The 25,761-nt window shown below is 70.4% G+C and carries 23 protein-coding genes and 2 tRNA genes; 7 read left to right on the forward strand and 18 right to left on the reverse strand.

The annotated features are described in order from the left end of the window. Positions 1–50 precede the first annotated feature (50 nt). On the reverse strand, positions 51–1,523 hold the full coding sequence (locus ACWCQM_RS02720) for a catalase (protein ID WP_450913558.1): 1,473 nt from the start codon (positions 1,521–1,523) through the stop codon (positions 51–53). Positions 1,524–1,681: 158 nt separating this feature from the next. Between ACWCQM_RS02720 and ACWCQM_RS02725 the strand changes: the two genes are divergently transcribed. Beyond that, on the forward strand, positions 1,682–2,101 hold the full coding sequence (locus tag ACWCQM_RS02725) for a Fur family transcriptional regulator (protein ID WP_450913559.1): 420 nt from the start codon (positions 1,682–1,684) through the stop codon (positions 2,099–2,101). Between the two features lie 125 nt (positions 2,102–2,226). On the opposite strand, the gene ACWCQM_RS02730 is transcribed toward ACWCQM_RS02725, so the two are convergent. From ACWCQM_RS02730 to ACWCQM_RS02745, 4 genes are all read right to left on the reverse strand, one after another. Continuing rightward, positions 2,227–2,300: transfer RNA gene (locus ACWCQM_RS02730), tRNA-Met, on the reverse strand. 229 nt (positions 2,301–2,529) lie between these two features. Further along, entirely contained in the window at positions 2,530–4,569 is a 2,040-nt protein-coding gene (locus ACWCQM_RS02735; protein WP_450913560.1) for a sel1 repeat family protein, read from the reverse strand. Between the two features lie 212 nt (positions 4,570–4,781). Further along, positions 4,782–4,855 (reverse strand) — tRNA-Met (locus ACWCQM_RS02740). Between the two features lie 42 nt (positions 4,856–4,897). Then, positions 4,898–7,822 (reverse strand): UPF0182 family membrane protein, encoded by a 2,925-nt coding sequence (locus tag ACWCQM_RS02745; protein WP_450913638.1) that lies wholly within the window; start codon positions 7,820–7,822, stop codon positions 4,898–4,900. A 127-nt stretch (positions 7,823–7,949) separates the two neighbouring features. On the opposite strand from ACWCQM_RS02745, the gene ACWCQM_RS02750 reads away from it, so the two are divergent. Then, positions 7,950–8,519, forward strand: a complete 570-nt coding sequence (locus tag ACWCQM_RS02750; protein WP_241839472.1) for a PPA1309 family protein — start codon at positions 7,950–7,952, stop codon at positions 8,517–8,519. A 21-nt stretch (positions 8,520–8,540) separates the two neighbouring features. On the opposite strand, the gene ACWCQM_RS02755 is transcribed toward ACWCQM_RS02750, so the two are convergent. From ACWCQM_RS02755 to ACWCQM_RS02770, 4 genes are all read right to left on the reverse strand, one after another. After that, positions 8,541–9,644: a YlbL family protein gene (locus tag ACWCQM_RS02755; RefSeq protein ID WP_450913561.1), complete on the reverse strand. Its 1,104-nt coding sequence runs from the start codon at positions 9,642–9,644 to the stop codon at positions 8,541–8,543. A 180-nt stretch (positions 9,645–9,824) separates the two neighbouring features. Beyond that, positions 9,825–9,995, reverse strand: coding sequence for a hypothetical protein (locus tag ACWCQM_RS02760; protein WP_014048224.1), 171 nt, complete (start codon positions 9,993–9,995; stop codon positions 9,825–9,827). 127 nt (positions 9,996–10,122) lie between these two features. Further along, on the reverse strand, positions 10,123–10,584 hold the full coding sequence (locus tag ACWCQM_RS02765) for a molybdenum cofactor biosynthesis protein MoaE (RefSeq protein WP_450913562.1): 462 nt from the start codon (positions 10,582–10,584) through the stop codon (positions 10,123–10,125). Between the two features lie 114 nt (positions 10,585–10,698). Continuing rightward, on the reverse strand, positions 10,699–11,841 hold the full coding sequence (locus ACWCQM_RS02770; RefSeq protein WP_073745013.1) for an SDR family oxidoreductase: 1,143 nt from the start codon (positions 11,839–11,841) through the stop codon (positions 10,699–10,701). A 191-nt stretch (positions 11,842–12,032) separates the two neighbouring features. On the opposite strand from ACWCQM_RS02770, the gene ACWCQM_RS02775 reads away from it, so the two are divergent. Then, positions 12,033–13,481: a zinc-dependent metalloprotease gene (locus ACWCQM_RS02775; protein WP_450913563.1), complete on the forward strand. Its 1,449-nt coding sequence runs from the start codon at positions 12,033–12,035 to the stop codon at positions 13,479–13,481. Then, positions 13,478–14,023: an NUDIX hydrolase gene (locus ACWCQM_RS02780; protein ID WP_450913564.1), complete on the forward strand. Its 546-nt coding sequence runs from the start codon at positions 13,478–13,480 to the stop codon at positions 14,021–14,023. The genes ACWCQM_RS02775 and ACWCQM_RS02780 overlap by 4 nt, the downstream gene beginning before the upstream one ends. Positions 14,024–14,114: 91 nt before the next feature. Here ACWCQM_RS02780 and ACWCQM_RS02785 read toward each other — a convergent pair whose 3' ends face one another. The 4 genes from ACWCQM_RS02785 to ACWCQM_RS02800 all read right to left on the reverse strand — a co-directional run bounded on the left by ACWCQM_RS02785 (position 14,115) and on the right by ACWCQM_RS02800 (position 17,930). Beyond that, positions 14,115–14,870 carry an AIM24 family protein gene (locus ACWCQM_RS02785; protein WP_450913565.1) on the reverse strand — a complete coding sequence of 252 codons (756 nt, stop codon included), beginning with the start codon at positions 14,868–14,870 and terminating at the stop codon, positions 14,115–14,117. A gap of 18 nt (positions 14,871–14,888) precedes the next feature. Beyond that, a complete protein-coding gene (locus ACWCQM_RS02790) occupies positions 14,889–15,569 on the reverse strand; it encodes an AIM24 family protein (protein ID WP_450913566.1) in 681 nt (226 codons plus the stop codon). 11 nt (positions 15,570–15,580) lie between these two features. Next, positions 15,581–17,200: a TerD family protein gene (locus ACWCQM_RS02795; protein WP_450913567.1), complete on the reverse strand. Its 1,620-nt coding sequence runs from the start codon at positions 17,198–17,200 to the stop codon at positions 15,581–15,583. Positions 17,201–17,306: 106 nt separating this feature from the next. After that, positions 17,307–17,930 (reverse strand): M48 metallopeptidase family protein, encoded by a 624-nt coding sequence (locus tag ACWCQM_RS02800; RefSeq protein WP_267079619.1) that lies wholly within the window; start codon positions 17,928–17,930, stop codon positions 17,307–17,309. A 181-nt stretch (positions 17,931–18,111) separates the two neighbouring features. Here ACWCQM_RS02800 and ACWCQM_RS02805 point away from each other — a divergent pair, with 181 nt between their 5' ends. Together ACWCQM_RS02805 and ACWCQM_RS02810 are read left to right on the forward strand one after the other, a co-directional pair. Then, positions 18,112–19,257, forward strand: a complete 1,146-nt coding sequence (locus ACWCQM_RS02805) for a ThiF family adenylyltransferase (RefSeq protein ID WP_450913568.1) — start codon at positions 18,112–18,114, stop codon at positions 19,255–19,257. A 63-nt stretch (positions 19,258–19,320) separates the two neighbouring features. Then, on the forward strand, positions 19,321–21,063 hold the full coding sequence (locus ACWCQM_RS02810; RefSeq protein WP_450913569.1) for an ABC1 kinase family protein: 1,743 nt from the start codon (positions 19,321–19,323) through the stop codon (positions 21,061–21,063). Positions 21,064–21,287: 224 nt separating this feature from the next. Here the strand turns inward: ACWCQM_RS02810 and ACWCQM_RS02815 are convergent, their stop codons facing one another. The 5 genes from ACWCQM_RS02815 to ACWCQM_RS02835 form a co-directional block, all read right to left on the reverse strand. Then, positions 21,288–21,527, reverse strand: a complete 240-nt coding sequence (locus tag ACWCQM_RS02815; protein WP_450913570.1) for a hypothetical protein — start codon at positions 21,525–21,527, stop codon at positions 21,288–21,290. Between the two features lie 157 nt (positions 21,528–21,684). Further along, positions 21,685–22,023, reverse strand: coding sequence for a hypothetical protein (locus tag ACWCQM_RS02820; RefSeq protein WP_073746055.1), 339 nt, complete (start codon positions 22,021–22,023; stop codon positions 21,685–21,687). Positions 22,024–22,040: 17 nt separating this feature from the next. Continuing rightward, positions 22,041–22,409 (reverse strand): WhiB family transcriptional regulator, encoded by a 369-nt coding sequence (locus ACWCQM_RS02825; protein WP_073744999.1) that lies wholly within the window; start codon positions 22,407–22,409, stop codon positions 22,041–22,043. A 170-nt stretch (positions 22,410–22,579) separates the two neighbouring features. Next, positions 22,580–22,900: a hypothetical protein gene (locus tag ACWCQM_RS02830; protein WP_450913571.1), complete on the reverse strand. Its 321-nt coding sequence runs from the start codon at positions 22,898–22,900 to the stop codon at positions 22,580–22,582. A gap of 167 nt (positions 22,901–23,067) precedes the next feature. Next, positions 23,068–25,296 carry an ATP-dependent DNA helicase UvrD2 gene (locus ACWCQM_RS02835; RefSeq protein ID WP_450913572.1) on the reverse strand — a complete coding sequence of 743 codons (2,229 nt, stop codon included), beginning with the start codon at positions 25,294–25,296 and terminating at the stop codon, positions 23,068–23,070. Positions 25,297–25,484: 188 nt separating this feature from the next. Between ACWCQM_RS02835 and ACWCQM_RS02840 the strand changes: the two genes are divergently transcribed. After that, the gene (locus tag ACWCQM_RS02840; RefSeq protein WP_073744993.1) at positions 25,485–25,727 is read left to right on the forward strand and encodes a mycoredoxin; all 243 of its coding nucleotides are present in this window, start codon (positions 25,485–25,487) and stop codon (positions 25,725–25,727) included. Positions 25,728–25,761 lie beyond the last annotated feature (34 nt).

Consider the following 25,761-nt stretch of genomic DNA (forward strand, 5'->3'; position numbering starts at 1 on the left):
ACCCCCTGAGGTGTCCAGGGATGTCCGGCCCGCCGCCGACGGCAAGCGTCCTACTGGCCGCGCAGGGCCTGGACCGCGGCTTCCAGCCGCTTGCCGAAGTCTCCGTCGGCCCGACGGAAGTTGTTGATCGCGCGCTCGGCGATGTCGTCGCGCGAGACCTTGGAGATGAACCCGGCCAGGTTGTCGATCAGCCGGGCCTTCTCGTCCTCGGAGAGCAGCCGGTAGAGGTTGCCGGCCTGCACGAAGTCGTCGTCCTCTGCGTGCCGCGGCGTCTCGTGGTTACCCGTGCCGCCCGTGACGGGGATGGGCTCCCAGAGCGGCCGGTCCGTCTGGGCCGGGCCGCCGAAGCTGTTCGGCTCGTAGTTCTTCGTGCCCTTGTGGCGGCCGTCGTAGAGGTAGCCGTCACGGCTGTTGGTGCGCGCCTCGGTGGCGTGCGGGCGGTTCACCGGCAGGTGGTCGGCGTTGATGCCGACGCGGTAGCGGTGGGCGTCGCCGTACGCGAAGAGACGGCCCTGGAGCATCTTGTCCGGGGACGGGCCGATGCCGGGCACGAAGTGCGCCGGGCTGAAGATCGACTGCTCGACCTCGGCGAAGACGTTCTCCGGGTTGCGGTTGAGCTCCAGCTTGCCGATCTCGATCGGCGGGTAGTCCGCGTGCGGCCACACCTTGGTCAGGTCGAAGGGGTTGAAGCGGTAGGTGGCCGCCTCTGCCGCCGGCATGATCTGGACCTGCACCGTCCAGGACGGGAAGTCACCGCGCTCGATGGACTCGCGCAGGTCGCGCTGGTGGCTGTCGGGGTCGACACCGGAGAGACGGACGGCCTCCTCGGTGGTGAGGTTCTTGATGCCCTGGTCGGTCTTGAAGTGGTACTTGACCCAGAAGACCTCGCCGGCCTCGTTGTTCCACTGGAACGTGTGCGAGCCGAAGCCGTCCATGTGGCGGTACGAGGCCGGAATGCCACGGTCACCGAAGAGCCAGGTCACCTGGTGAGTGGACTCGGGAGACAGCCCCCAGAAGTCCCAGACGTTGTCCGCCTCCTGCGAGCCGGTGTACGGGTCGCGCTTCTGGGTGTGGATGAAGTCGGGGAACTTGATGGCGTCCCTGATGAAGAACACCGGGGTGTTGTTGCCGACGAGGTCGTAGTTGCCCTCTTCGGTGTAGAACTTCAGCGCCCAGCCGCGGGGGTCCCGCGCCGCGTCGGCGGAGCCGAGGTTGCCCGCGACGGTGGAGAAGCGCAGGAAGGTCTCGGTCTGCTTGCCGACCTCGGAGAGGAACTTCGCGCGGGTCCACTGCGAGACGTCCCGGGTCAGCGTGAAGGTGCCGTACGCCCCGGCGCCGCGGGCGTGCACGACGCGCTCCGGGATGCGCTCGCGGTTGAAGTGGGCGAGCTTCTCCAGAAGTGCCTGGTCCTGAACGAGAACCGGTCCACCCGGGCCAGCGGTCTCGCTGTTCTGATTGTCGGCAACCGGAGCGCCGGCCTCCGTGGTGAGCGGTCCCTGAGTCACGCGCGCCTCCTGCGTCATGTCCCGCGCAGCGTCGTTCCCTGCGCGGCTTGTTCCCGGCCGCAGCCTGTCCTTGGCCAATACGTCACCGATCCTACAATGGACTTTGTCCAAGTCAAGCGAACATCTAAAGTCACACCTACTCGGGACTTGTTCACTCCACTGTTAAGCTGGTGCCCATGAGTGACCTCTTGGAACGACTCCGTGGACGCGGCTGGCGCATGACGGCGCAGCGCCGCGTGGTGGCCGAGGTCCTCGAGGGGGACCATGTGCATCTGACGGCGGACGAGGTCCACGCGAGGGCGGTCGACCGGCTGCCGGAGATCTCCCGTGCCACGGTGTACAACACCCTGGGCGAGATGGTGTCCCTCGGCGAGGTCATCGAGGTCACGACCGACCGCCGCGCCAAGCGGTACGACCCGAACGCCCACCGCCCCCATCACCACCTGGTGTGCGGGCGCTGCGGAGCGATCAGGGACGTGCACCCGTCGGGCAATCCGCTGGCCGATCTGCCGGCCGAGGAGCGTTTCGGCTTCACCGTCTCGGAGGTCGAAGTCACCTACCGCGGCATCTGTCCGAACTGCGCCGGCACCGGCTGACGCGACGCGACGTCCGCCGGGCACCTGCGTTCGCCACCGATCGCCGTGCCGTTCCGCGCGGCGTCTTTGCGCGGGCATACGACAGAGGCCCGGATCCTTGGAAGGATCCGGGCCTCTGTCTTCAGTAGCGGGGACAGGATTTGAACCTGCGACCTCTGGGTTATGAGCCCAGCGAGCTACCGAGCTGCTCCACCCCGCGTCGTTGTGAGTGCAACACTACGGCACCGCCACCGACCGGAGCAAATTCATTCCCTGGACACCCGCACGAACCCTTGGCGGGGCGGTCCGGGCCGGGGCCCGCTCGGGTCGGTGGGGTGGCCGCCACGCTCGGGTCGGTGGAGCCGGGCCGGTCCGGGCTCGGGCCCCGCTCGACTCGGTCCGGCGGCCGCCACGCTCGGGCCACCGGGCTCAGGCCGCCGGGCCCGGGGTCACGCGGTGAGCTCCTGGTGCAGCGCCTCCAGCAGCCGTGCCGCGCGCTCGGCCACCTCCGCCGGCCCCAGCTCGACCGCGCGGGCGCACCAGCGCTGCCCCTCGGTGAGCTCGCCCCGGCGGGCGGCGAGCAGCGCGAGGCGCAGGGCGGCCCTGCCGTGCCCGTCGTTGGCGGCGCGGCTCCACCACAGGGCCGCCTCGCGCTCGCTGCCCTCGCGGGCGAGGAGCAGGCCGAGGTTGAAGGCCCCGTTGCGGCTGCCGGACTCGGCGGCCTCGCGATACCAGCGGGCCGCGCTCGCCATGTCACCGCGCGCGGCGGCCAGCATCCCGGCCCTGACCTGAGCACGGCGATGCCCCTGCTCGGCCGCCCGCTCGTACCACTCCTCGCACTCCGTCTTCTCCGGCATCGGCTCCCCCAGGGCGGGAGGGCCCGGCGCCGGCTGGCGCAGGTCGAGGACACCGGCCAGCCGGAAGGCGGCCTCCGCGCTGCCACCGCCCGCGGCACAGCGCAGATGGCGCTCGGCCTCCTGCTCCTCGCCGTCCCGCAGCAGCGCCATGCCGACCTGGAGCGCGGCGTCGGTGTGCCCGGCCGCCGCCGCCCGCTGGTACCAGCCGAGCGCCGTGCGGTCCTCGTCCCGTCCGGCGTGCAGGATGCCGAGGTTGAAGGCGGCGTCCACACTGCCCGCCTCGGCCGCCTTGGAGAACCAGGGCTCGGCCCCGGTCGCGTCCCCCGCCTGGAGCAGCAGCACGGCCAGCGCGTTGGCCGCCTCACGGTGTCCGGCGTACGCGGCCCGGCGGTACCACTGCTCGGCCTGCGGAATGCGGTCCTGGGCGGCGCAGAGCAGCCCGAGGTTGTAGGCGCCGTTGACATCGCCCGCGTCCATGGCCGCGCGGTACCAGCGCTCGGCCGTCTGCTGCTCGCCCCTGGCCGCGTGCAGCGCGCCCAGCGCGTTGGCCGCGTTGCCGTCGCCGTCCTGGGCAGCGCGCAGCCACCACACGGCCGCGCTCTCCTCGTCCCCCGCGTCGCGCAGCAGGAAGCCGAGGGCGCATGCCGCGCGGGGCTCGCCCCCCTTGGCCGCCGTGAGATACCAGCGGCCGGCCTCCTTCAGCTCCCCGCGCTGTTCGAGGATGGCGCCGAGATGCAGCGCGGCACGACGGTGACCGCGCGCGGCGGCCTGGCGGTACCACTGCTCGGCCTCGCCGACCCTTCCGGCGTCGGGTCCGGCGACGGGACTGTCCCGCCTCGACTGCGTGCCCGCCGTCAGCCCGCGGGGGCCCTCGCCCACGACGCGGCCCAGCCCGAAGGCATCGTGGGCGTCTCCGACCGCGTTGCGCTCGATCGCGCGGGCCAGGCGGTACGCGGCTTCCCGGTGCCCCTGCTCCGCGGCGGCGCGCAGCCAGCGCTCGGCGCCCACGTCGCCGCGGTGTTCCAGGAGGTCGGCCAGGGCGTACGCGCCCAGCGCGTGTCCCTGCTCGGCGGACTGGCGCAGCCAGTACTCGGCTCCGGGCTCGTCGCCGCGCTCCCGGAGGTGGCGGCCGAGGGCGTGCGCCGCGGCGGCGGAGCCGGCGACGGCGGCGATGCGCCACCAGCCGGCCGCCTCGTCCGCGTACCCCCGCTGGTGGAGGAGGACCCCGAGGTTGTTGGCCGCGGCCCGGTCGCCCTCCGCGGTGGCGGCACGCAGATGGGCCTCGGCGCCGTCCAGGTCGCCCCGGCGGAGCAGCAGAGCGCCCAGGACGCTCATCGAGGCGATGTCACCGGCCTCCGCGGCACGCCGGTGGCGCGCCTCGGTCTCGTCGGCGTGGTCCGCGGAGTCCGTGGTGTCCGCGCTCCCGGTGGCGTCGGTCGCGTCCGTACCGCCCGTCTCGTCGTCGGCGTACGCGGTGACGGCAGTGGTCTCGCGAGCGCGCTCGGCGGTGTCGGCGACCTCGGCGACGGCAGCGGCAAATACCGCATCTTCCACGTTTTCCGTCGTCCGCACGCGTCGCTGCACAAACCGCCCTGTCTCCAACAGAGTTGCCCTGTCCCCCATAAATACCATCGTCGCACCACCTGCAACCCGCGTACACCTGGTATACCGCGGCCAGTGAGGTCACTTCAGCGTTTTGTCGACATGCCCACAGAGAGACAAGTGAAACACGGTCGGGCCCAACTCGTGCCCCGCGAACCGCACTTCACTCCGACTACTTGAGAAAACGGCCCACGACATGACGAAGGCCCGGATCTCAGAAGATCCGGGCCTTCACCTTTCAGTAGCGGGGACAGGATTTGAACCTGCGACCTCTGGGTTATGAGCCCAGCGAGCTACCGAGCTGCTCCACCCCGCGTCGTTGTGTTCAAACCGTACCACGACGCGGGGTGCGCTCTTCTCAGCTTCCCTGGTCGGCGCCCTCCGGCTCGGCCGCACCCTCGGTGTCCGAGGAGCTGCCCGCCTTGGGCTGAGCCGCCGCGGCCCGCTCCAGCGCCTCCTGCAGGTCGGCCTGGGCCTTGCCGTAGGCCTCCCAGTCCTGCTCCTTGAGTGCCGTCTCGCCCGCCGTGTACGCCTTCTGGGCGTCCGCGATGGCCTTCTTGAGAGCGGCGTCCCCGGTGGCCGGCGGCTCCGTGGTGTCACCCGGTGGCTCGTCCGGCTCCGTCGGTGGCGTGGTCGGGTCGGATCCCTCGACCCCGAAGACCGCGTTGAGCGCCTCCCCGAGACTGTTCTCGAAGACGATCTTCGACCCGTACGAGGCGGCCACCTTGCGCAGCAGCGGGTAGTTCTGCGTGCCACCGCGCGTGTAGACCGGCTCGATGTAGAGGAAGCCCCCGTCGAGCGGCACCGTCAGCAGGTTGCCGTACTCGATGTCGGAGTCGGTGCCCTTGAGGTTCCTCACGAACTCGGCGACGTCGTCGTTGCCGTTGAGCTCACTCTGTACCTGGCCCGGGCCCTTCACCGTGGTGGTGACTCTCAGCAGCCTTATCGTGCCGTAGTCCTTGCTGGCCGCGTCCGCGTCCACCGCCATGAACGCCCCGAGGTTGGGCCGTCCTCTCGGTGTGAACGTCGTGGTCAGTGAGAACTTCTGCGTGTCCTGGCCCGGCATCTTCATGCTCAGGTAGTACGGCGGGACGGCCCCCGGCTCCTTGTTGGTGGGGTCGTCCGGCACCTGCCAGGCGTCACTGCCGCTGTAGAACTGCGCGGGATCCTCGACGTGGTAGCGCGTGAGGAGCTCCCGCTGGACCTTGAACAGGTCCTGCGGGTACCGCAGGTGGCCCATTAGGTCCTGCGGGATGTCGCCCCGGGACTTCACGGTCCCGGGGAAGGCCTTGCGCCACGTCTTGAGCACCGGGTCCTCGGTGTCCCACTCGTAGAGCGTGACCTTGCCGGTGTACGCGTCGACGGTGGCCTTCACCGAGTTGCGGATGTAGTTGACCTGGTTCTGCTGGGCGACGACCGCGCGCTGGTTGGTGGTCAGCGAGTCGGCCGTGGTGTCACCGAGCGTCGTACGCGAGGCGTACGGGTAGCCGTTGGTCGTGGTGTACGCGTCGACGACCCACTGGATGCGCTTGCCGACGACCGCCGGATAGGCGTCGCCGTCGATGGTCAGCCAGGGGGCGACCGCCTCGACGCGCTCCTTGGGCGTCCGGTTGTACAGGATGCGCGAACCCTCGCCGATGGCTCCCGAGTACAGGATCTGCGGCTCGCTCATGGACACCGCGTAGGCGGCGCGGTTGAAGGCGTTGGAGAGACTGACCCCGCTGTCACCCTTGTAGCTGGTGGTCTTCTCGCCGTCCTCCTCGTAGTCGAGCTCCTTCTGGGGCCCGCCGACGATGGAGTACTGCTCGGTCTTCTCGCCGTAGTAGATCCGCTGCTCGTACTCCCCCAGCTCGCCGGTGGTCGGCAGACCCGACTCCGTGAAGTCCGGGGACCCCGCCGGGTTGGTGCCCGTCGTGGTGCCCCGGGCCGCGATGGCGCCGTAGCCGTGGGTGTACGTGAAGTGGTCGTTGATCCAGTTCCGCTTGGGGAGGCCGTCGAGGTTGAGCTCGCGCAGGCCGATGACGGTGTCCTGCTCCTTGCCGTCCTCACCCTTGTAGCGGTCGACGTCCAGCGTCTTGGGGAACTGGTAGTAGTTCCTCCGCTGCTGGAGCTGCTGGAAGGCCGGGGAGACGACGTTCGGGTCCATCACCCGGTAGCTCGCGGCCTCGTTCGCCGAGGTGCGCAGCTTGGCGGCGTCCGTCGTCGTGCTCTTGCCGGAGTAGTCGTCCACCTGCGCGTCGTCGATGTCGTAGGCATCACGTGTCGCGTCGATGTTCTTCTGGATGAACGCCGCTTCCTTGGCCTGCTCGTTGGGCTGGACCTGGAACTTCTGCACGATCGCCGGGTAGAGCCCGCCGATCAGGATCGCCGAGAGCACCATCAGCCCGAAGCCGATCACCGGCAGCTGCCAGGTGCGGCGCCAGAGCGTCGCGAAGAACAGCACCGCGCAGATCACGGCGATGCAGAACAGGATCGTCTTCGCCGGCAGGTAGGCGTTGGCGTCGACGTAGCGCAGGCCCGTCCAGTTGTCCGTGGCCTTGAAGTCGCTGGACTTCACCGCCAGGCCGTACCGGTCGAGCCAGTAGGCCACGGCCTTCAGCGAGACGAAGATACCGAGCAGCACGGAGAGGTGGCCGGTGGCCGCCCCCGTGGCCCGCGCACCGGGGCTCGTGACCCTCAGCCCGCCGTACAGGTAGTGGGTGACGGCCGCGGCGATCAGCGACAGCACGACGGCCGCGAAGCCGAACCCGAGCAGGAAGCGGTACCACGGCAGGTCGAAGGCGTAGAAGGACACGTCCAGCTTGAACTGGGGGTCCTTCTGCCCGAACGGCACGCCGTTGACGTACATGAGCCATGTGCGCCACTGGCCCGACGCGGAGGCGCCGGCGATCAGTCCGACGAGCGCGGTGATCGCGAGCAGCACCCACTTCTTGTACGGGGCGACGCTCATCCGGTAGCGGTCCAGGCTCTGCTGCTCCAGGGACATCGCGCTCAGCGGCGGCCTGAGCCGGTGCGCGAGCCAGATGTTCACACCGATGGCCAAGGCCATCAGCAGTCCGAAGACGAGGAACAGTCCGATCTTGGTCCACAGAGTGGTGGTGAAGACGGACGAATACGCGACCGACCTGTACCAGAGCCAGTCCGTCCAGAACCCGGCGAACATGACGAAGGCCATGGCGAGAACCGCCAGGACACCCAATGTCATGAGCAGGGTACGGACGCGCCGGGACGGGCGGCCGACTCTGATCCGTGGCCCGGTCGGGCCTCCGCCGCGGTCCGGCATCTGGAAAGCCAACGTGCGCACCTCGAAGTTCGCGGTCGTGTTGTGCAGGCCCAGCGATCGTAGAGCCCACCTATGCAACTTACTGAGGCTTTACCTAGTTCCCGTTACCGGGGCGGAAGGAGGCAGGATGTTGGGTATGCCCAACGTTTCCCCCTCAGGCCCCCCGATGGCCTCGAGTCCACTGACCGTCGCCGTCCTCGAGATCGACGCCTACGCCGCAGGTCTCGGCTGGGACCAGCCCGCCCGGCTGTTCGCCCTGGTCGACACCGCCCGGCTGCGTGCCCACGAGCCGGGCCTCGCCGCACAGCTCGGCCTCGACGACGCCGCTTCCACGACCGCCACCCTCACCCCTGTGGAGCAGGAGGAGCTCCCCGACGGCACCGCGCTGGACGAGTTCCTCGCCACGATCGCGTGGCCGGACGCGGTCGTCGGCTGTGCCATGACCGTGGAGCGGATGATGCTGCCGCCGTCAGCCGAGGCTTCCGTGCCCGAGGGGCTCAGCGATGCCCAGCTGACCAAGTGGGTCGCCGAGCACCCGGACCGCCAGGAGGTCCGGATGACCGTGGCCGTGCTCCGGGACGGGGCCCGGGACTCGGCCGTCCGGCTCCGGGAGAAGGACTCCCCCACTGAGGTCCTGACCGGTGCGGGGCTGGTCCCGGGGCTGGCCGACGCGCTCGCGGCCACCTTCGAGTCCTGATCCCGGCGGCGGGGGCCGGCCTCAGCTCGCCGAGCAGCTGGGCAGTGCGGCCGTGTCCCCCGCCCGGATCTTGTCCAGGGACTTCTTCGCGTCGTCGAGGGTCTTCACCCGCACCAGGGTGAGACCGCTCGGGGTGTCGGACGCCGCGGCGGCGCAGTTGTCGTCCGGCGTCAGGAAGTACCGGGCGCCCGCGTCCCGTGCGCCGACGAGCTTCATGTTGATCCCGCCGATGGGGCCGACGGCGCCGTCGTCGTCGATCGTGCCGGTGCCGGCGATGAACTTTCCGCCCGTCAGCTTGCCGGGCGTCAGCTTGTCGATGATGCCGAGCGAGAACATCAGCCCCGCGCTCGGGCCGCCGACGTCGGCGAGCTTGATGTCGATCTCGAACGGGAAGGTGTGGTCCGTCCCCGCCTGGATGCCGACGATCGCCCGGTCCTTCGAGGGGTTGGCGGGGTCCACGGCCTTCCGTGTGGTGAGGGTGACGTCGCGGGAGCCCTCGGGCTCCTTGCCCGCCTTCTCGGCTGCGGCCGCGGTCTTGGCGGGAATGACGGTGAAGACGACGTCCTCGCCGGGCTTGTGCTTCGTGACCAGCTTCGCGACGTCCTCGGGCTGCTTCACCGCCGTACCGTCGACGGCCTTGATCACGTCGCCCGCGTGCAGCACACCCTCGGCGGCGCTGTCCTTGACGACCGTCGAGACCACCACGCGGGAGGTGACGGGGATCTTCAGCTCTTCCAGGGCGGCGACCTTGGCGCTTTCCTGGGACTGGCTGAACTCCTCGGCGTTCTCCTGGGTGGACTCCTCCTCCGTCTTGCCGTCCGGATAGAGGGTGTCGTGCGGCACGATCACGCTGTCGTGGGCCAGCCAGCCGTAGACCGCCTCGACGATGTTCATGTCGTACTCCGCGCCCGTGACGCGGACCGTCGTCATGTTGAGGTGCCCCGACGTCGGATACGTCTTGCGGCCACTGATGTGCAGCACCGGCTCGCCGCGGGCGTCACCGAGGGTGTTCACGGTCGGGCCGGGAGACATCTCCGAATACGGCACGGGAATCAGCACGCCTGCGCAGAGCAGCGCGATCAGGATGAGGGTCGAGGCGAGCATCGTCGCGGTGCGGCGTGGCATGGAACGACAGTACGGGAAGGGCCTGTCAGTGCACCGTCGGGGCCGGTCCGTACGAGGAGGAGGACCGGGGTCTCCCGGGGAGATCAGAAGGGCGTCGCCGACTCGCTCGCCTCGCGGAGTACGCGCGTACGGAGAGCGGACGCGGTGCCGGATTGGCAACTGCGTACGGCTGCCGGAGTCTCAGACGGCCTCGGAACCGGAGTGCGACTTCTCCATCGCCTCACGGAACCTGGCGTAGCCGGCGAGCTCGGTGACATCGCCGGTCGTTCGATTGCGGGCTGCCCACCCGCCCCATATCGCCGCGCCAAGAGCAGCTATAAGCGGAATCAAGAGCCAAGCGAGTGCTGCCATCACGACCTCCCTACCCCATGAGCGACCGCAACTGACGATCAGAAGATTAACCACGTGCAGGACCAACGCTCATGGCAGGGGTGGGGTTACGCAAATCGGGGCTGATGACCCCCGGGGCGGTTTGCGCTCAGCAGGCTCCGACCCACTCCTCCGTGCCGTCGGAGAAACGCTGGTGCTTCCAGATCGGGACCTCGTGCTTGAGGTCGTCGATCAGCTTGCGGCAGGCCTCGAAGGCCTCACCCCGATGGGCGCACGAGACGGCGACGACCACCGCCAGATCGCCCACGGCCAGTTCACCCACCCGGTGGACGGCGGCCAGCGCGCGCACGGGGAACTGCGCCACGACCTTCTCGGCCACCCTGCGGAGCTCGTCGACCGCCGTCGGATGGCAGGAGTATCCGAGGGCGCCGACGTCCTGTCCGCCGTCGTGGTTGCGCACCGTGCCGACGAAGAGCGCCGTGCCTCCCGCGGCGTCGTCCCCGACCGCCCTGAAGACCTCGTCGACGGAGAGCGGCGTGTCGCGGATGTCCAGGAGCCGGATGGGGTCCTGGGCCGCCTGCTCGCCGGGGTGATCGTGAGTGCGTTCCATGAGGCCATCGTGCCGCACGGCACCGAAATCGCGGAATAGCGTTTTCGACCGGCGGCGCGCCGGTCCGCTTGGAGCCTCCTACCAGGGGGCGTCGGAAGGGAGAGGGGGCAGTCCTCAGAAGCGGCGTCGCGCCTTGCGAGCCCGTCTGACCAGCGCGGCCGTGCCGAGCAGAGCGACCGTGGCCCCTGCGGCCCCCGCGGCGGTGGCGTCCTTGCGGCCGAGCCGGCGGCCCGCGACGGTGTGACGCCCCTCGACCTCTTCGAGGAGGGCCGCGAGCACCTCCTCGTTGGTCCACCGGGGACGCCATCCGACGTCGTGCAGCCTGCTCACGCTGACGACCCAGGGGTGCATGGTGTAGGCGAGATCGCCCGCCGGCGAAGGGGTGAGGCCGATCCGGTGCAGCCGGGCGGCGGCGCCGAGGGCGACGGCGGACGGCAGCTCCATGCGACGCACGCCCGAGAGCTCCTCCACCTCCTCCTGCTCGAGCCAGCCGTCGCAGCCGACGGCGAACTCGCCCTCGATCTTCTCCAGGGCCGCGTACTCCAGGGCAGTCACCAGGTCGTCGACGTGGCAGAACTGCCACGCCGGGCGGGAACCGGCGACGACGAGGAGCCTGGGCGACTCGAAGTAGCGCGTGAGTGCCGTGTCGGTGTTCCCGACCAGGACCGTGGGGCGCACCACCGTGACGTTGAGACCGGGGTGGGCGCGGGGCGCGCGGCGGCCGAGCCGTTCGATCTCCAGCAGGTCGCCGACGCCGGTGGCCTCGGCCGTGGCCCGCAGCTCGGCGTCCTCGGAGAGCGGGATGTCGTTGTCGGGCAGGGCTCCGTAGACCATCGCCGAGGTGCAGAGCACGACCCGGTGGACGCCCACGGCGGCGGCGGCCGTCAGCACGGTCTGCGTACCGCGCACGTTGTACGCGGTACGGGCGGCGGGGTCGGTCTCCAGGTCGAGGTCGAGCGCCAGGTGCACGACGACGTCCGCACCGCGCAGCTTCTCGGCGATGGCGGGGTCCCGTACGTCCAGGATGTGCCAGGTCGCCTCGGAGACGTCGCCCCGGCGCTCGTCGATGGCGATGACCTGCTTGATCTCGTCGGATGCGGCGAGATGGGCGGTGAGCAGCTCACCGACGCCGGTCGCGGCACCGGTGACCGCGACGACGGGGCCGCGGCTTCTGGGACTTTTTTTCGTGGGCTTGCTTTCGGGCGAGGGGTCGGCCAGGTTTCGCGCTGCGCGAACCTGCGGATCTGGGGAACTCACCGGGCGTCTCCAGCGGTTGTCTTCAGTACGTACCCGAATGACGCGTACGTACCAGGTGGCGTCCATCCTGCCGCAGGCCGGGAGCCGGCGGAGCACTGAGGCCCCAAGCGGTCTTTGGTGTCTACGCTGGATGGTGATGTCGGGCAGTCGCCGTCGGTTCGAGCCGGCGGCCCTACGAGCCGAGGAAACCCGTGAGTGACACCCCATTCGGATTCGGCCTTCCGCCGGAGGAGCCGGAAGACGGCGACGAAGGCAAGAAGAAGGACCCCACCGGTGCTGGGCAGGGCTCGGGCGGGCCGGCGAACCCGTTCGGCTTCGGGCCGGGCGCGGGCGGCGACAACCCGTTCGCGGCGATGTTCGGCTCGATGAACCCGAACGACCTGGGTGCGGCCTTCCAGCAGCTCGGCCAGATGCTGAGCTACGAGGGCGGGCCGGTCAACTGGGACATGGCCAAGCAGATCGCCCGCCAGACGGTGTCGCAGGGCACCGCGGACGGCAGCAAGGACGCCAGCGTCGGCCCTTCGGAGCGGTCCTCCGTCGACGAGGCACTGCGGCTCGCCGACCTCTGGCTCGACGGTGTGACGTCGCTCCCCTCCGGTTCGGTCTCGACGGTGGCGTGGAGCCGCGCCGAGTGGGTCGAGGCCTCGCTGCCGGCCTGGCAGCAGCTGGTCGACCCGGTGGCCGAGCGCGTCGGACTGGCCATGGGTGATGTCCTGCCGGAGGAGATGCAGGCCATGGCGGGCCCGCTGATCGGCATGATGCGCTCGATGGGCGGTGCCATGTTCGGCCAGCAGATCGGGCAGGCCGTGGGCGTCCTCGCGGGCGAGGTCGTCGGCTCGACCGACATCGGTCTTCCGCTCGGTCCTGCGGGCAAGGCCGCGCTGCTTCCGCTGAACGTCGAGCGGTTCGGCAAGGACCTGAGCGTGCCGCAGGACGAGGTGCGGCTGTATCTGGCGCTGCGCGAGGCGGCCCACCAGCGGCTCTTCGCCCACGTCCCGTGGCTGCGCTCGCATCTCTTCGGTGCGGTCGAGGCCTATGCGCGCGGCATCAAGGTCGACACCAGCAAGCTGGAGGACGTCGTCGGCCAGTTCGACCCGTCGCAGCCCGAGCAGCTGCAGGACGCGCTCCAGCAGGGCATGTTCCAGCCGGAGGACACCCCGGAGCAGAAGGCGTCGCTGGCCCGTCTGGAGACCGCTCTCGCCCTGGTCGAGGGCTGGGTGGACGCGGTGGTGCACGAGGCCGCGAAGTCCAGGCTGACCTCGGCGGACGCGCTGCGCGAGACGATGCGCAGGCGCCGTGCGACCGGCGGTCCCGCCGAGCAGACCTTCGCCACGCTCATCGGGCTCCAGCTGCGTCCGCGCCGGCTGCGGGACGCGTCGCGGCTGTGGGCCTCGCTCACGGACGCCCGGGGCGTCGACGGCCGGGACGGGCTCTGGGGCCACCCGGACATGCTTCCGACGGCACAGGACCTGGACGACCCGGACGGCTTCGTCCACCACGAGCAGCTGGACTTCTCGGAGCTGGACAAGATGCTCGGCGAGGCGGCGAGGGGCACGCAGCAGCCCGCCGCCGAGGAACGGAGCGAGGACGAGCCCGGGGACGACGCCAAGGGCGAAGGCAAGGGCGAATCCGACCGGTGAGCCTGCACGACGACGCGGTTTCCGTACTCAAGGAGTACGACGGGGCCGACGCGCAGCAGTCGGAGCTGCGGCTGACGTATCTAGACCACTTGGCGGCGCACCCCGACGGCATGTGGAAGGCCTGCGGAGCCGGGCATCTGACGGCCAGCGCGCTGGTCATCGACCCGGAGCGCGGCCGGGTGCTGCTGACGCTGCACAGGAAGCTGCGGATGTGGCTGCAGATGGGCGGGCACTGCGAGCCGGGGGACAGCACCCTTGCGGCGGCCGCCCTGCGTGAGGCCACGGAGGAGTCGGGGATCGCCGGGCTCACCCTGCTGCCCGGCGGGCCCGTCCGGCTGGACCGGCACCCGATCCCGGCGCCCTGCCACTGGCACCTGGACGTGCAGTACGCGGCGACGGCCTCGGCCGGGGCCGTGGAGCGGATCAGTGACGAGTCGCTCGATCTGCGCTGGTTCCCCTACGAGGAGGTGGCGGGCGTGGCGGACACCTCGGTCGTGCGGCTGCTGGAGAGCACCCGCGCCCGGGTGGAGCGGGACGCCTGAAGCCTTTCGTTCGAGGGCGCGAAGGACCCTGGAACCCGCCGAGGGGCGGTCTCCCCCACGGGAGACCGCCCCTCGGGCTGTGCCGGAAGGCTCAGTTCCAGGCGTTGTTCTGGTTCTGGCCGTGGGAGCCGTGCTGGCCCACGCCGAACTGAGCTGCGGCCCCCTGGCCGATCTGGGCGTTCTGCGGAGGCAGCACCTCGCTCGGCTGGACGAGGGCGAAGCCCTGGCCCAGGAAGCTGAGCTCCCAGCCCTCCCCCGTGTTGCCCCGGCGCCTGAAGACGCCCGAGGAGTGCGTCTGGGCCTGCATCTGCACCCTCAGCCCTGAGGACCAGGCGACGATCGCGTCGGCGTCGGCGTTGACGTACTTGTCGGGCGTGACCTGCATCATCAGCGGCTGCCCCGAGGTCATCAGCGCGACCTTGCCGGTCCCGGAGATGTTGAGCTGGTACTTGCCGGTACCGGAGATCCCGTACTGGCTGTCCACCGCGATGACCTCGGTGTGCAGCGAGGAGTCCAGCGCCAGGACGTAGGCGCTGTCCACGGTGATGCCCTCGTGGTCGACGTCGATGACGTGGATGTACTGGGCGAGGTTGGCCAGAAAGACCGTGCCCTGCCCCGAGCAGCGCATCAGGTCCAGGCCTTCGCCCGTGTTCCTGCGGGCGCGGCGCTGGCCCTGCGTCTGGTACTCGCCGTCGAACTCCATGAGGCCCTGGTAGGCGACCATGGCGCCCTTACGGGCGAGCACGTCGTCGTGGCCGGTCAGCGAGACCCGCAGGAGCTGCGGGTTCTGGACGGTGTACCGGTCCTGCGACTGCTGTTCGGTGTGACTGAAAAGCGGACTCTGCATGATGTGTTCTCCCCCCGCTCAGTGCCGGATCCGCAGGCGGTCCGTACTGTCCTCGCTCGGCTGGACGACGACGATGCCCTGGCCCGAGAAGGCCATCTGGTAGGCCTCTCCGCTGCCCCGCCCGATGAGCGAGCTCGCCTTGAAGCTGCGCTTGCCCTTCACCTTGAGGTTCGGGGACCACGCGACGAGGGCGTCCGGGTCGACATACGTCTCGTCGTCGCCCCGGCCGCAGTCGACGACGATCGGCGTGCCGCGCGAGGTGATGGCGACCCATCCGGTGCCCTGGATCGCGACGTTCCACAGGCCCTGGCCGGCGAACTTCGCCAGCCCCTTGACCCGCTCCACGCCCCAGCTGAGGTGGCCGTCGAAAGCCAGCAGGTTGGTGCCGTTGACCGAGAGGGAGTCGTTGTTGAGATTGATGACGACCACATCGGCGCCGTAGTCGGCGAGATAGAGCAGTCCGTCGCCCGCGCACTTCATCAGGGGCGCGCCCTCGCCCGAGATCCACTGGGAGGCGATCTGGCGGACGGCGGGCGGGTTGGGCTCGTACTGGATGAAGCCCTCGTAGGCCACCATCGAGCCGGTACGTGCGTAGAGGTCCTGGCCGGTGGCCATGGCGACCTTGAGCATCGTGCGGCCGTGGTTCTCCATGCGGGCCGTGACGGGGGTCGGGGCGAAGCCCGCGAGTTGCTGGTTCATGACGGGCTCCCTCAGACCTCGTAGGGCTGGACGACGATGAAGTTCCCGGGTGCTCCCCGGAACTGGAGGTTCACGGTCTCCCCGCTGTGCCCCGGGTACGCGTTGCGCCGCAGCCGGACCTGGCTGGAGAGGATGACCTGGGACGCGGACGACCAGGCGACGACGGCGTTGCAGTCCGCGAAGGTCGTCGGGGTGACCGGCAGGACGACGGGAATACCGTGGGTCTTGACGACGACGGTGCCCGAGCCATGGAACTGCATGGTGAACAGAGCGCCGCCAGGGATGCCGTGGCCCTCGATCCTGCGGACCTCGTACTGCAGGGACTCGTCGAAAGCGAGGACGTTCTCCGCCGATACGCAGATGCCGTCGCCCTGCAGCTCGATGGGATGCAGATGCGAACCCTCCTCGGCGAGGAAGACCTGGCCCCGGCCGGTACAGCGCATCAGCTGCATCTCCTGGCCCGTCGCGTTGCCGACCATGCGGCCCGCGAAGCCCGCGCCCTTGTAGCCGAAGTCGACCTTGCCCTGGTACATCACCATGCTGCCCTGGCGGGCCAGCACCGGGTTGCCGCCCATGGTGAGGTCGACGCGGATGAGCTGCTGGTTCTGCGAGGTCCAGCGCTGCCCGGTGGGCGCCTCCTTGTAGGGCTGCAACGCGGCCTGCAGGCCGGCGCCGCCCTGCGGGACTCCCTGGGGCACGCCCTGCGGCACGCCCGGGGGCTGCTGACCGAAGGGCGCAGAGGGCTGCTGGCCGAAGGCCGGAGCCGCCGGAGGCTGCTGGCCGAACTGCGGAGCTGCCGGGGGCTGCTGCCCGTACGGCGGCGCCTGCGGCGGTGCGGCCTGGCCCGGGACCTGCCCGAACTGGGGCGGCTGAGACGGCTGTCCGTACGGAGCCGGGGCCTGCGGCGCCAGGGGGGCCGCGATCGTCGGGGCGGCGTGCACCGGCTGCTGCTGCGGGGCGGGAGCCGGAGCCGCCGGGGCTCCGAACGCCGGTGCGGGCTGCGGTGCCTGGGGAGCGGAGGGGGCTCCGAAGGCGGGCGGCGCGGCGGCCTGTGCGGGCGGGGCGAAGCCGGGGGCGGCGCCCTGGGGCTCCGGTTCTGCCTCCTCGGCGACCTCGCCGCCGAAGTTCTTGAGGAGGGCGTCGAGCCCGCCGTCGAAGCCCTGGCCGACCGCGGCGAACCGCCAGACGTCCTTCAGATAGAAGTCGCCGAGCATGACCGCGCGTTCGGTCGTGAACTCCGAACCGGTGAAGGCGTACTTCACCACTTCTTCTCCGCCGGCGACGATCCGGATGTATCCGGGGCCGACCTGCGACATCTGACCGGCACCGTCGACAGTCGCGGTGAAGGACAGCTTGTGGATGTTCGCGGGAATGCGGTCGAGGGTGACGCGGAACGACTCGGTGTCACCAGCCTGGGCACCGAGAAGCTGAATGGACTCCTCGGGCGATTTGGGCTGATTGAAGAAGATGAAATAACGGTCGTCCGAGAGCTGCTCATTGGCATCGAGACCGAAGCAGCTGATGTCGAACGTCAGGCCTGGGCCCGCGATCTGCACGCCTACGTACAGATCCGTCCCTGACGTGAGATCACTGATCTTGGCCTTGTGGCCGCGTTGGAATTCCCTGGCCATGCGTAACGACCGTCCCCCATCCCGAAGGTGAATGCGTTGCGTCAGGCTAACCGCAAACCGCGACAATGAGCCAAGTCGGTACAGAGCCGGTACAGAATCGGCAACGTCACTCTTCGCGGGCGGCGGGCAGGTGGGGGAGCCGGTCGGCCGCCACGACACCTTCGAGATAGCCACGGGCGCGCTCGGTACGGGGGTACGCCTCCAGCAGTCTCCAGAACCCGGGTCCGTGACCGGGGACCAGCAGGTGGGCCAGCTCGTGGAGGAGGACGTAGTCGACGACGTACTCCGGCATGCCCTGCAGGCGGTGCGAGAGGCGGATGCTGCCCTCGGCCGGGGTGCAGGAGCCCCAGCGGGTGTTCTGGTTGGTCACCCAGCGCACGGACGCGGGGCGGGCGCGGCCGTCGAGGTACTGGGCGGAGAGCCGCTCGGCCCGCTCGGCGAGCTCGCCGTCGCCGATGACGCGCTTGCTCTCCTGGGCCGCGAGCTTGTCGAGCATCACGCCGACCCAGCGCTGCTCCTCGGCCTCCGACATCCGGGCGGGGATGAGCACGATGGTGCGGTCACCCTCGCGATACGCGGAGACCGTTCGTCTGCGCCGGGAGCTCCTGCGGACCTCGACCGCGCTCGTCACCGAAGCGCGGGGCTGCTGGGTGGCTGCGCTGCGCTGCTGGCGTCCGGCGCTGCGCGCGGGAATCTCCCCGGCGAGACCGGGAGAGGAGTCGACGGGCACGCCACGACGTTACCCGCTGCCGGTGCGGGAAGTCCCGCCTCCTCGACTGTTCAACGTTGATCCACTTCTCGGCTTGCACCATTTGAACGACTAATACCCCAGCCTGTGGATAACTTTCGGACCCGGTTCGCGGCCACGTTGCATTCTGGCAACAGATCCCGACACCGACCTGGGAGAAGTCATGCATCCGATGCTGAAGCCCGCACTCCGCCGCGCCTGGCGCGGACGGAACACCGTGCAATTCGGTGTGACGCCCGCCCACGCGGTAACGCTCGGCCCGATGGATATCGCCACCGGAAGCTTTCTGGAACTGCTCGACGGAACACGCGGACTGCCTCTGCTCCGCGAAGAGGCCAGGGCTCTGGATCTGTCGGACCGTCACGTGGACATTCTCGTATCCCGTCTTACGGAGGCGGGTCTGCTGGACGATCCGGACGCGGGCGGCCCGGAGGCCGATGCCTTACGCCGACGGGCCGAGACCCTCGATCGACAGCGTCCGGACGCGGCGGCCCTCTCCGTCGTCCACCCGGCGCCCGGCAGCGGGCTGCGCAGGCTCGCGGCACGGCGCGCGATGCGGGTCCAGGTGCGCGGCGCGGGCCGGGTCGGTGCGGCGATCGCCGCGTTGCTGTCCGGCTCGGGGGTGGGGCAGGTCGAGGTGCTCGACGGGGGCCGGACCGAGCCGTGGGACGTCGCACCGGGCGGTCTCCCCGCCGCGTCGGTCGGGGAGCGCAGGGACACGGCGGCCCGCCAGCTGGTCCGCAGGTCCGCGGTCGGCGGCCCTCCGCGCGCCGGCGGTCCGGACCCGTCCCCCGCCGGTGGCGAGGCCGCGCTGTCCCTCGTCGTCGTGGCGCCCAGGGACGGCCTGTCGGTCTACGCCCCCGATCCCGGCACGGCGGCGCCATGGATCGCTTCGGGTACGCCGCATCTCTACGCCGGGGTGATCGAGGCCACCGGTGTGGTCGGGCCGTTGGTTCTGCCCGGAGGCACAGGGTGCGCGGGCTGCCTGGCTCTGCGCCGTGCGGAGGCGGACCCGCAGTGGCCTCGGATGCTCGCGCAGTGGAGGTCGGGGCGGCGTCACGGTGTGCAGGCCTGCGATCTGGGGCTCGCGACCGCGGTGGCCGGGCTCGCCACCGCCCATGCGCTGTCCTTTCTGGACGGTGAGCTGCCGGCCAGCACGGGGGCGCGGTGGGAGGCGGCCATGCCGCTGTTGGACTGGCGGTCGGACCGGCTGGATCCGCACCTCGACTGCGACTGCGGTGCCGCAGGGCACACTGAGGGGGAGCTCACCTCCGCAGCCGCCGCCCCGCAGGACACAATGGCGGGGTGACCGCCGCCGACGGAGCGGAGCCCGTACTCACGCGGGACGGCAGTCTGGGAACTGGAGGGGCACATGTCTGATCTTCCCCGGAAGGCGGTCACCCGTACCGCGAAGCTGGCAGCGCTACCGCTCGGCTTCGCCGGCCGTGCCACGTGGGGGCTGGGCAAGCGGATCGGCGGAAAGTCCGCGGAGATCGTGGCCCGAGAGGTCCAGCAGCGCACGGCCGATCAGCTCTTCAAAGTGCTGGGCGAGTTGAAGGGCGGTGCGATGAAGCTCGGACAGGCACTGTCCGTCTTCGAGTCCGCACTGCCCGAGGACGTGGCCGGACCCTACCGAGCGGCGCTGACCAAGCTTCAGGAGGCGGCTCCGCCCATGCCGACCCGTACGGTCCACGGGGTGCTGGCCGAGCGGCTCGGGGAGAACTGGCGGGAGCTGTTCGCCGAGTTCGACGACCAGCCTTCCGCGGCGGCCTCGATCGGGCAGGTCCACCGGGCCGTGTGGCACGACGGCCGGGATGTGGCCGTGAAGGTGCAGTATCCGGGCGCGGGTGAGGCCCTGCTCTCGGATCTCACCCAACTCAGCCGCTTCGCGAAGCTGTTCGGCCCCCTGGTGCCGGGGATGGACATCAAGCCCCTCATCACGGAACTGCGGAACCGGGTCTCCGAGGAGCTGGACTACGAGCTGGAGGCGCGGTCCCAGCAGGAACACGCCGCGGAGTTCGAGGACGACCCGGATGTGGTGATCCCGGGGGTGGTGCACCAGAGCGAGCAGGTGCTGGTGACGGAGTGGATCGACGGAATACCTCTGTCCGAGGTGATCGCCGACGGGACACCGGAACAGCGGGACCGGGCAGGCCAGTTGCTGGCACGCTTCCTGTTCTCGGGCCCCGCTCGCACGGGCCTGCTGCACGCGGACCCGCATCCGGGCAACTTCCGGCTGCTGCCCCCGTCGGATGCGGACGCCCTGGTACTGGACGGCGGGGAAGCGGACGTCTCGGACCCGGATCTCACAGGGCCGGATCTCACAGGGCCGGATGCCACAGGCCCGGATGTCTCGGGCCTGGACGTCTCGGACCCGGATGCCTCGGACTCGGATGCCTCAGGCCCGGGCGGCGCGGGCGTGAGCGCGTCGGGCGTGAGCGCGTCGGGCGAGGACGGCGAAGTGGTGGGCAGGCCGGGCGGGGATCCCGGCCGGTGGCGCCTGGGAGTGCTGGACTTCGGCACGGTGGACCGGCTGCCCGGGGGCTTGCCGCACACCATCGGCGACGCCCTGCGGATGACGCTGGAGGGTGACGCGGACGGCGTCTACGCGATGCTCCGCGAGGCCGGCTTCGTCAAGGAGTCGATCGAGCTCGACCCGGACGCCGTGCTCGAATATCTGCTGCCGATCATCGAGCCCGCCCAGGTCGAGGAGTTCAGCTTCACCCGCTCCTGGCTGCGCAGCCAGGCCGCCCGTATCGCCGATCCGCGCTCCCCCGCGCACCAGTTGGGCAAGCAGCTGAACCTCCCCCCGTCCTACCTCCTGATACATCGGGTCACGCTCAGCACGATCGGCGTGCTGTGCCAGTTGGGCGCGACAGTCCGGCTTCGGGACGAACTGGAGTCCTGGCTGCCGGGGTTCCTCCTGGAGTACGCGCCGGACGAAGGCGGAGCGGAGGATGCGGAGGAGATGGAGGCGGTGGCTGAGGAGAAGGCCGAAGAGCACTCCGGGCAGGGGACGCAGATCGAGGCCGATGCCAACACCGATGCCAACACCGACGATGCCGACGACGAGGCCCGTGCCGACGCCGACGCGAACACCGCGGTCCAAGGGTAGGCGGCCGGGCGACAGCCCAGGACGGGCGGCCGGGCGACGGGCCCAGGTACGGCCGGCCGGGCGACGGCCCAGGACGGGCGGCCGGGCGACGGCCCAGGACGGGCGGCCGGGCGACGGGCCCAGGTACGGCCGGCCGGGCGACGGGCCCAGGTACGGCCGGGCGGTCCGCCCGGGTACGGCGGCTGTCGTCACAGGCCGAGGTGCGCGCCGGCCGTGGCCGGGTGTCACCACCAGTTGGAGTCGAGTCGGCTCTCGATCGCCCTGATGTGCTCCCGGGCGCAGTTGTCGCAGACGTACTCGCGCCTGCCGTTCTCCACGGAGCAGAGCCAGGTGGGAGGCGGGTCCTCCCCCTCCGCTCCGGTGCCGCAGCGAGCACACGTCACGCGGTCCGGGTCCGGGCCGGGTTCCCGGCCTGAGCCTCGGTCCGGGCCGGGGTTCGCGGGGTGATGCGTCTCCTCGTCCACCTTCGCGACGATAACGCCGCCGGCCGGCCGGAGCGCGGTGAACGCACTGCGGGGCCGGTCCGTTCGGACCGGCCCCGCAGAAGGGGAAGTGGCTGCCGTGAGTGGCGGAGCGGTTGCCCGGCAGCCGGGGTGCGCCGTGGCGCGGTTCGGCCGGCTGTCAGTGCATGACGGCCATGGCGAGCGCACGGCGGGCGCGCATCGAAGCGCGCTCCGCCCGGCGCTGCATCCGCCGGGCGGCGACCAGACGCTCGGCCTGGCGTCCTTGCTCGGCCTCCCTCAGGCGCTCGTGCATATGCGCACGGGCCAGGGCTTCTGGGATGAGTTGCATCTCGCGGGTCCTGTTCTGACGCGAGTCGTTCGCGCCGATGATGGTGACGTCCGGGGTGGCGGAGCCGACGGGCTCCCTCGTGGGGGTGGTCATTGGTGCCTGATTTCGGGGGTCATGGGTGTGGGGACGGTCGATGGTTCCGATGCGCTTCGTTCGTGTGGGGGACATGACCCCCAGGCCGGCGGTCACGCCGCGACCGGGTTCTTGCGCGGACGGCCACGCGGACGCTTGCGGGCGACGACGACGCCCTGGACGAACAGCTCGCCACCCCAGACGCCCCACGGCTCGCGACGCTCCTTGGCTCCGGCGAGGCAGGCCTCCATGAGCGGACAGGTCTGGCAGAGGGACTTGGCGTACTCGACGTCGGCCGGCGACTCGGCGAAGAAGACCTCCGGGTCGTAGGAGCGGCAGGGGACGGGTACGCCGAGGTTCTCGATGGCGTCGTCGAGCGCGGTGAGCGCGGTGAGCGGGATCAAGGTGGAGTCCTCCGTGAGGCCGGGCGGGGAGATCGTGTCGGAAGGCGGTACGGACGGGGCGTGCGTCTCGAGTTGCACGGTGGCGTTGTCCTCGTCTGGTCGTGCCGGCCTGTTGGCCGGTTGGCGGCTGGTACCAGGTCCTGCTGTCCCGAGGCTCCTTCGTCTCGTCTCATCCGTTCGGACAAAACAAAAGGGCCGCGGATCCCGAGTGGGGTTCCGCGGCCCTGAAGGCGCCGGCCTGATTCGCATCAGGCTGGATCACTCCAGGGTTCAGGCCCACGGAAGGCCCACATCGTGTGGTGCTGCGTCGTCTGCTTGGCTCCGGCACCGGCTGCCGCAAAGGCATAGGCCTTGGCCTGGTCCTTCGCTACTGCTGCTTCCGGTGCCTCGGTCGGTCGCTCATTGCGCTCCCGCACGGGCAGGCTCGCCAGGGACAGCGGGCTGACGGCGGAGACGCCGGACGCACCGATGCCACGGAGGGAGAGAGCCGACGAACGGGTGAGGCCGAGCGAGCAGGTGGAGACGACCGACGGATCGGTCATTTTGATGGTGTTGATGATGCTGATCACGACAATCGCCTCCTCTCGGCGTCTCAAGGGACCGGCCGGGGCCGATCCTGCGGTATTCGGATAAGTACAGCACGGAGTCAGGGCTTCAGAGAAGTCGCTGTTCCCGTGGTTAAGAACCTATGGTGATGACTGCTGCGCGCGCAAACTATTTTCTGGACGAGTTTTTCTCACACCTCGCCGTCGTCCTCCTCGGGCCCCGGATCAGCGTCCCGGCCTGCGCAGATGGCCAGCACATCGTCACCGAACCTGGTGAGTTTCCGGTTGCCGACCCCGGCGATGACGACGAGCTCCCCCTCACTGGCCGGCGCCGCCTCGGCGATGGCCATCAGGGTCTTGTCGGTGAACACACAGTAGGCGGGCTGGCTGATCTCCCTGGCCGTGGACGCACGCCACTCGCGCAAGCGCTCGTAGAGCCCCTCGTCCATGTCCGACGGGCAGTCCTCGCAGCGCATCAGCTTCATCTCACCGGCATCGGTGAGCGTCCTGCCGCAGACCCTGCACCGCACCGGCCCGCGCCGACCGGGCCTGGCCTGCGCCTCCCTGCCCGTGCCGCCCTGCCCCGCACCCGTGCGGGAGCCGCGGTCGATGCCGCCGCCTCCTCCGGTGCCGCCCCGTGTGCCGGGCGCGGCCGAGCCGGGCCGCAGCCCGTTCAGGAAGCGGGTGGGCCGGCGGCTCGCCCGCCCGCCGGGCGACCGGGACACGGCCCAGGACAGCGAGAGGTGGAAGCGTGCCCTGGTGACTCCGACGTAGAGCAGCCGGCGTTCCTCCTCGACCTGCTCGTCGGTCTTGGCGTAGGCGATCGGCATCATGCCCTCGGTGAGTCCGACCAGGAACGCCGCGTCCCATTCCAGGCCCTTCGCCGAGTGCAGCGACGCCAGCGTGACTCCCTGGACGGTCGGCGCGTGCTGGGCGGCGGCCCGCTCGTCGAGCTCGGCCACCAGATCGGAGAGCGTCGCCCCCGGCCTGGCCTGTTCGAAGTCCTCGGCCAGCCGCACCAGCGCGGCGAGCGACTCCCAGCGGTCCCGCACCGCCCCCGAGCCGGCGGGCGGCTTGGAGGTCCAGCCCTTGGTGGAGAGCACCGCCCGCACCTCCGAGGGCAGGTCGTCGGCGCCGTCGAGCAGCGAGTCGTTGCCCCCGGCCCGGGCGGCGCCGCGCAGGGCGACGCCCGCCTCCCGCACCTCGGGACGGTCGAAGAAGCGCTCGGCACCGCGCAGCTGGTAGGGCACGCCCGCGTCCGCGAGCGCCTGCTCGTAGACCTCGGACTGGGAATTGACCCGGTAGAGCACGGCGATCTCCCCGGCCGGGACTCCGGCGGCGATCAGATCGCGGATCCGGCGGGCGGTGCCCTCGGCCTCGGCGGGCTCGTCCGGATATTCGGTGTGGACGGGCTCGGGGCCCTTGTCGCGCTGCGAGACCAGCTCCAGCCGGTGTTCGGCGGCCCTGCCCGTGGCCTGGCTCAGGACGCCGTTGGCCAGGTGGACCACCTGGGGTGTGGAGCGGTAGTCCCGCACCAGCTTGACCACCGTCGCGTTCGGATGGCGGGTGCGGAAGTTCAGCAGGTGGTCGGGGGTGGCGCCGGTGAAGGAGTAGATCGTCTGCCCCGCGTCACCGACGACGCAGAGGTCGTCCCTGTCGCCGAGCCAGAGGTCGAGCAGCCGCTGCTGGAGCGGGCTGACGTCCTGGTACTCGTCGACGACGAAGTGCTGGTACTGCCGGCGCACATGATCGGCGATGTCGTGCCGGTCCTGGAGGATGCCGACGGTGAGCAGCAGCACGTCCTCGAAGTCGATCACCGACCGGTCGCGCTTCAGCTGCTCGTACATCGCGTAGATCTGGGAGAGCTCGGCCGGGTCGCGCGGGGCGTCGCGCCGCGTCTTCGCGACGGCGGCCGGATAGTCGGCGGGGACGGTCTGGGTGACCTTGGCCCACTCGATCTCGCTCGTGGTGTCCCGCAGTTCGTTGCGGTCCAGCCGGATTCCGCAGCGGGCGGCGGCCTCGGCGACCAGCTGGACCTTGCGCTCCACCAAGCGGGGAAGCTCGCCACCGACCGCTTTCGGCCAGAAGTACTGGAGCTGGCGCAGGGCCGCGGAGTGGAAGGTGCGGGCCTGCACCCCGGTCGCGCCGAGCTGGCGGAGCCGGCCCCGCATCTCGCCCGCCGCACGGTTGGTGAAGGTGACGGCGAGCACGGTCGTCGGCTGGAGGATCCCGGCACGCACCCCGTAGGCGATGCGGTGCGTGATCGCCCGCGTCTTCCCCGTCCCGGCTCCGGCCAGCACGCACACCGGTCCGCCGAGGGCCGTCGCGACCTCGCGCTGCTCCGGGTCGAGCCCGTCGAGCACGGCGTCCGCGGAGTCGGGGACCTGGGGGAAGAGGGTGGAATGCGTTGCTGCTGTCACCCCGCCATGCTGCCAGGTCGCAGGGTGCGGGTGCGGCGGTTGTCCACAGGGCCCGGCGTTTGTCGTACCGGTCGGGGCGGCCGGGAATGGCCTTCGGCCCCCGTGCGTTGGGTCAGTGCGGGAAGGTACGTGCGCGTACGCGTCCCGCCTTCCCAGTGAGACGTACGAGACAAGGGAGCACCGACGACATGCCGGGCACTGTGACGATGTACAGCACCACGTGGTGCGGCTACTGCCGCCGGCTCAAGGGCCAGATGGACCGCGAAGGCATCGCGTACACCGAGGTCAACATCGAGCTGGACCCGGAGTCGGCAGCCTTCGTCGAGAAGGCGAACGGCGGGAACCAGACGGTTCCCACCGTGCTCTTCCCCGACGGTTCGACGCTGACGAACCCCTCGCTCGCCCAGGTCAAGCAGAAGATCGGCGCCTGACCCGCCTGCCGTGTACGACGAAGGCCCCCGGCGA

The organism is Streptomyces sp. NPDC002125, assembly GCF_053593715.1.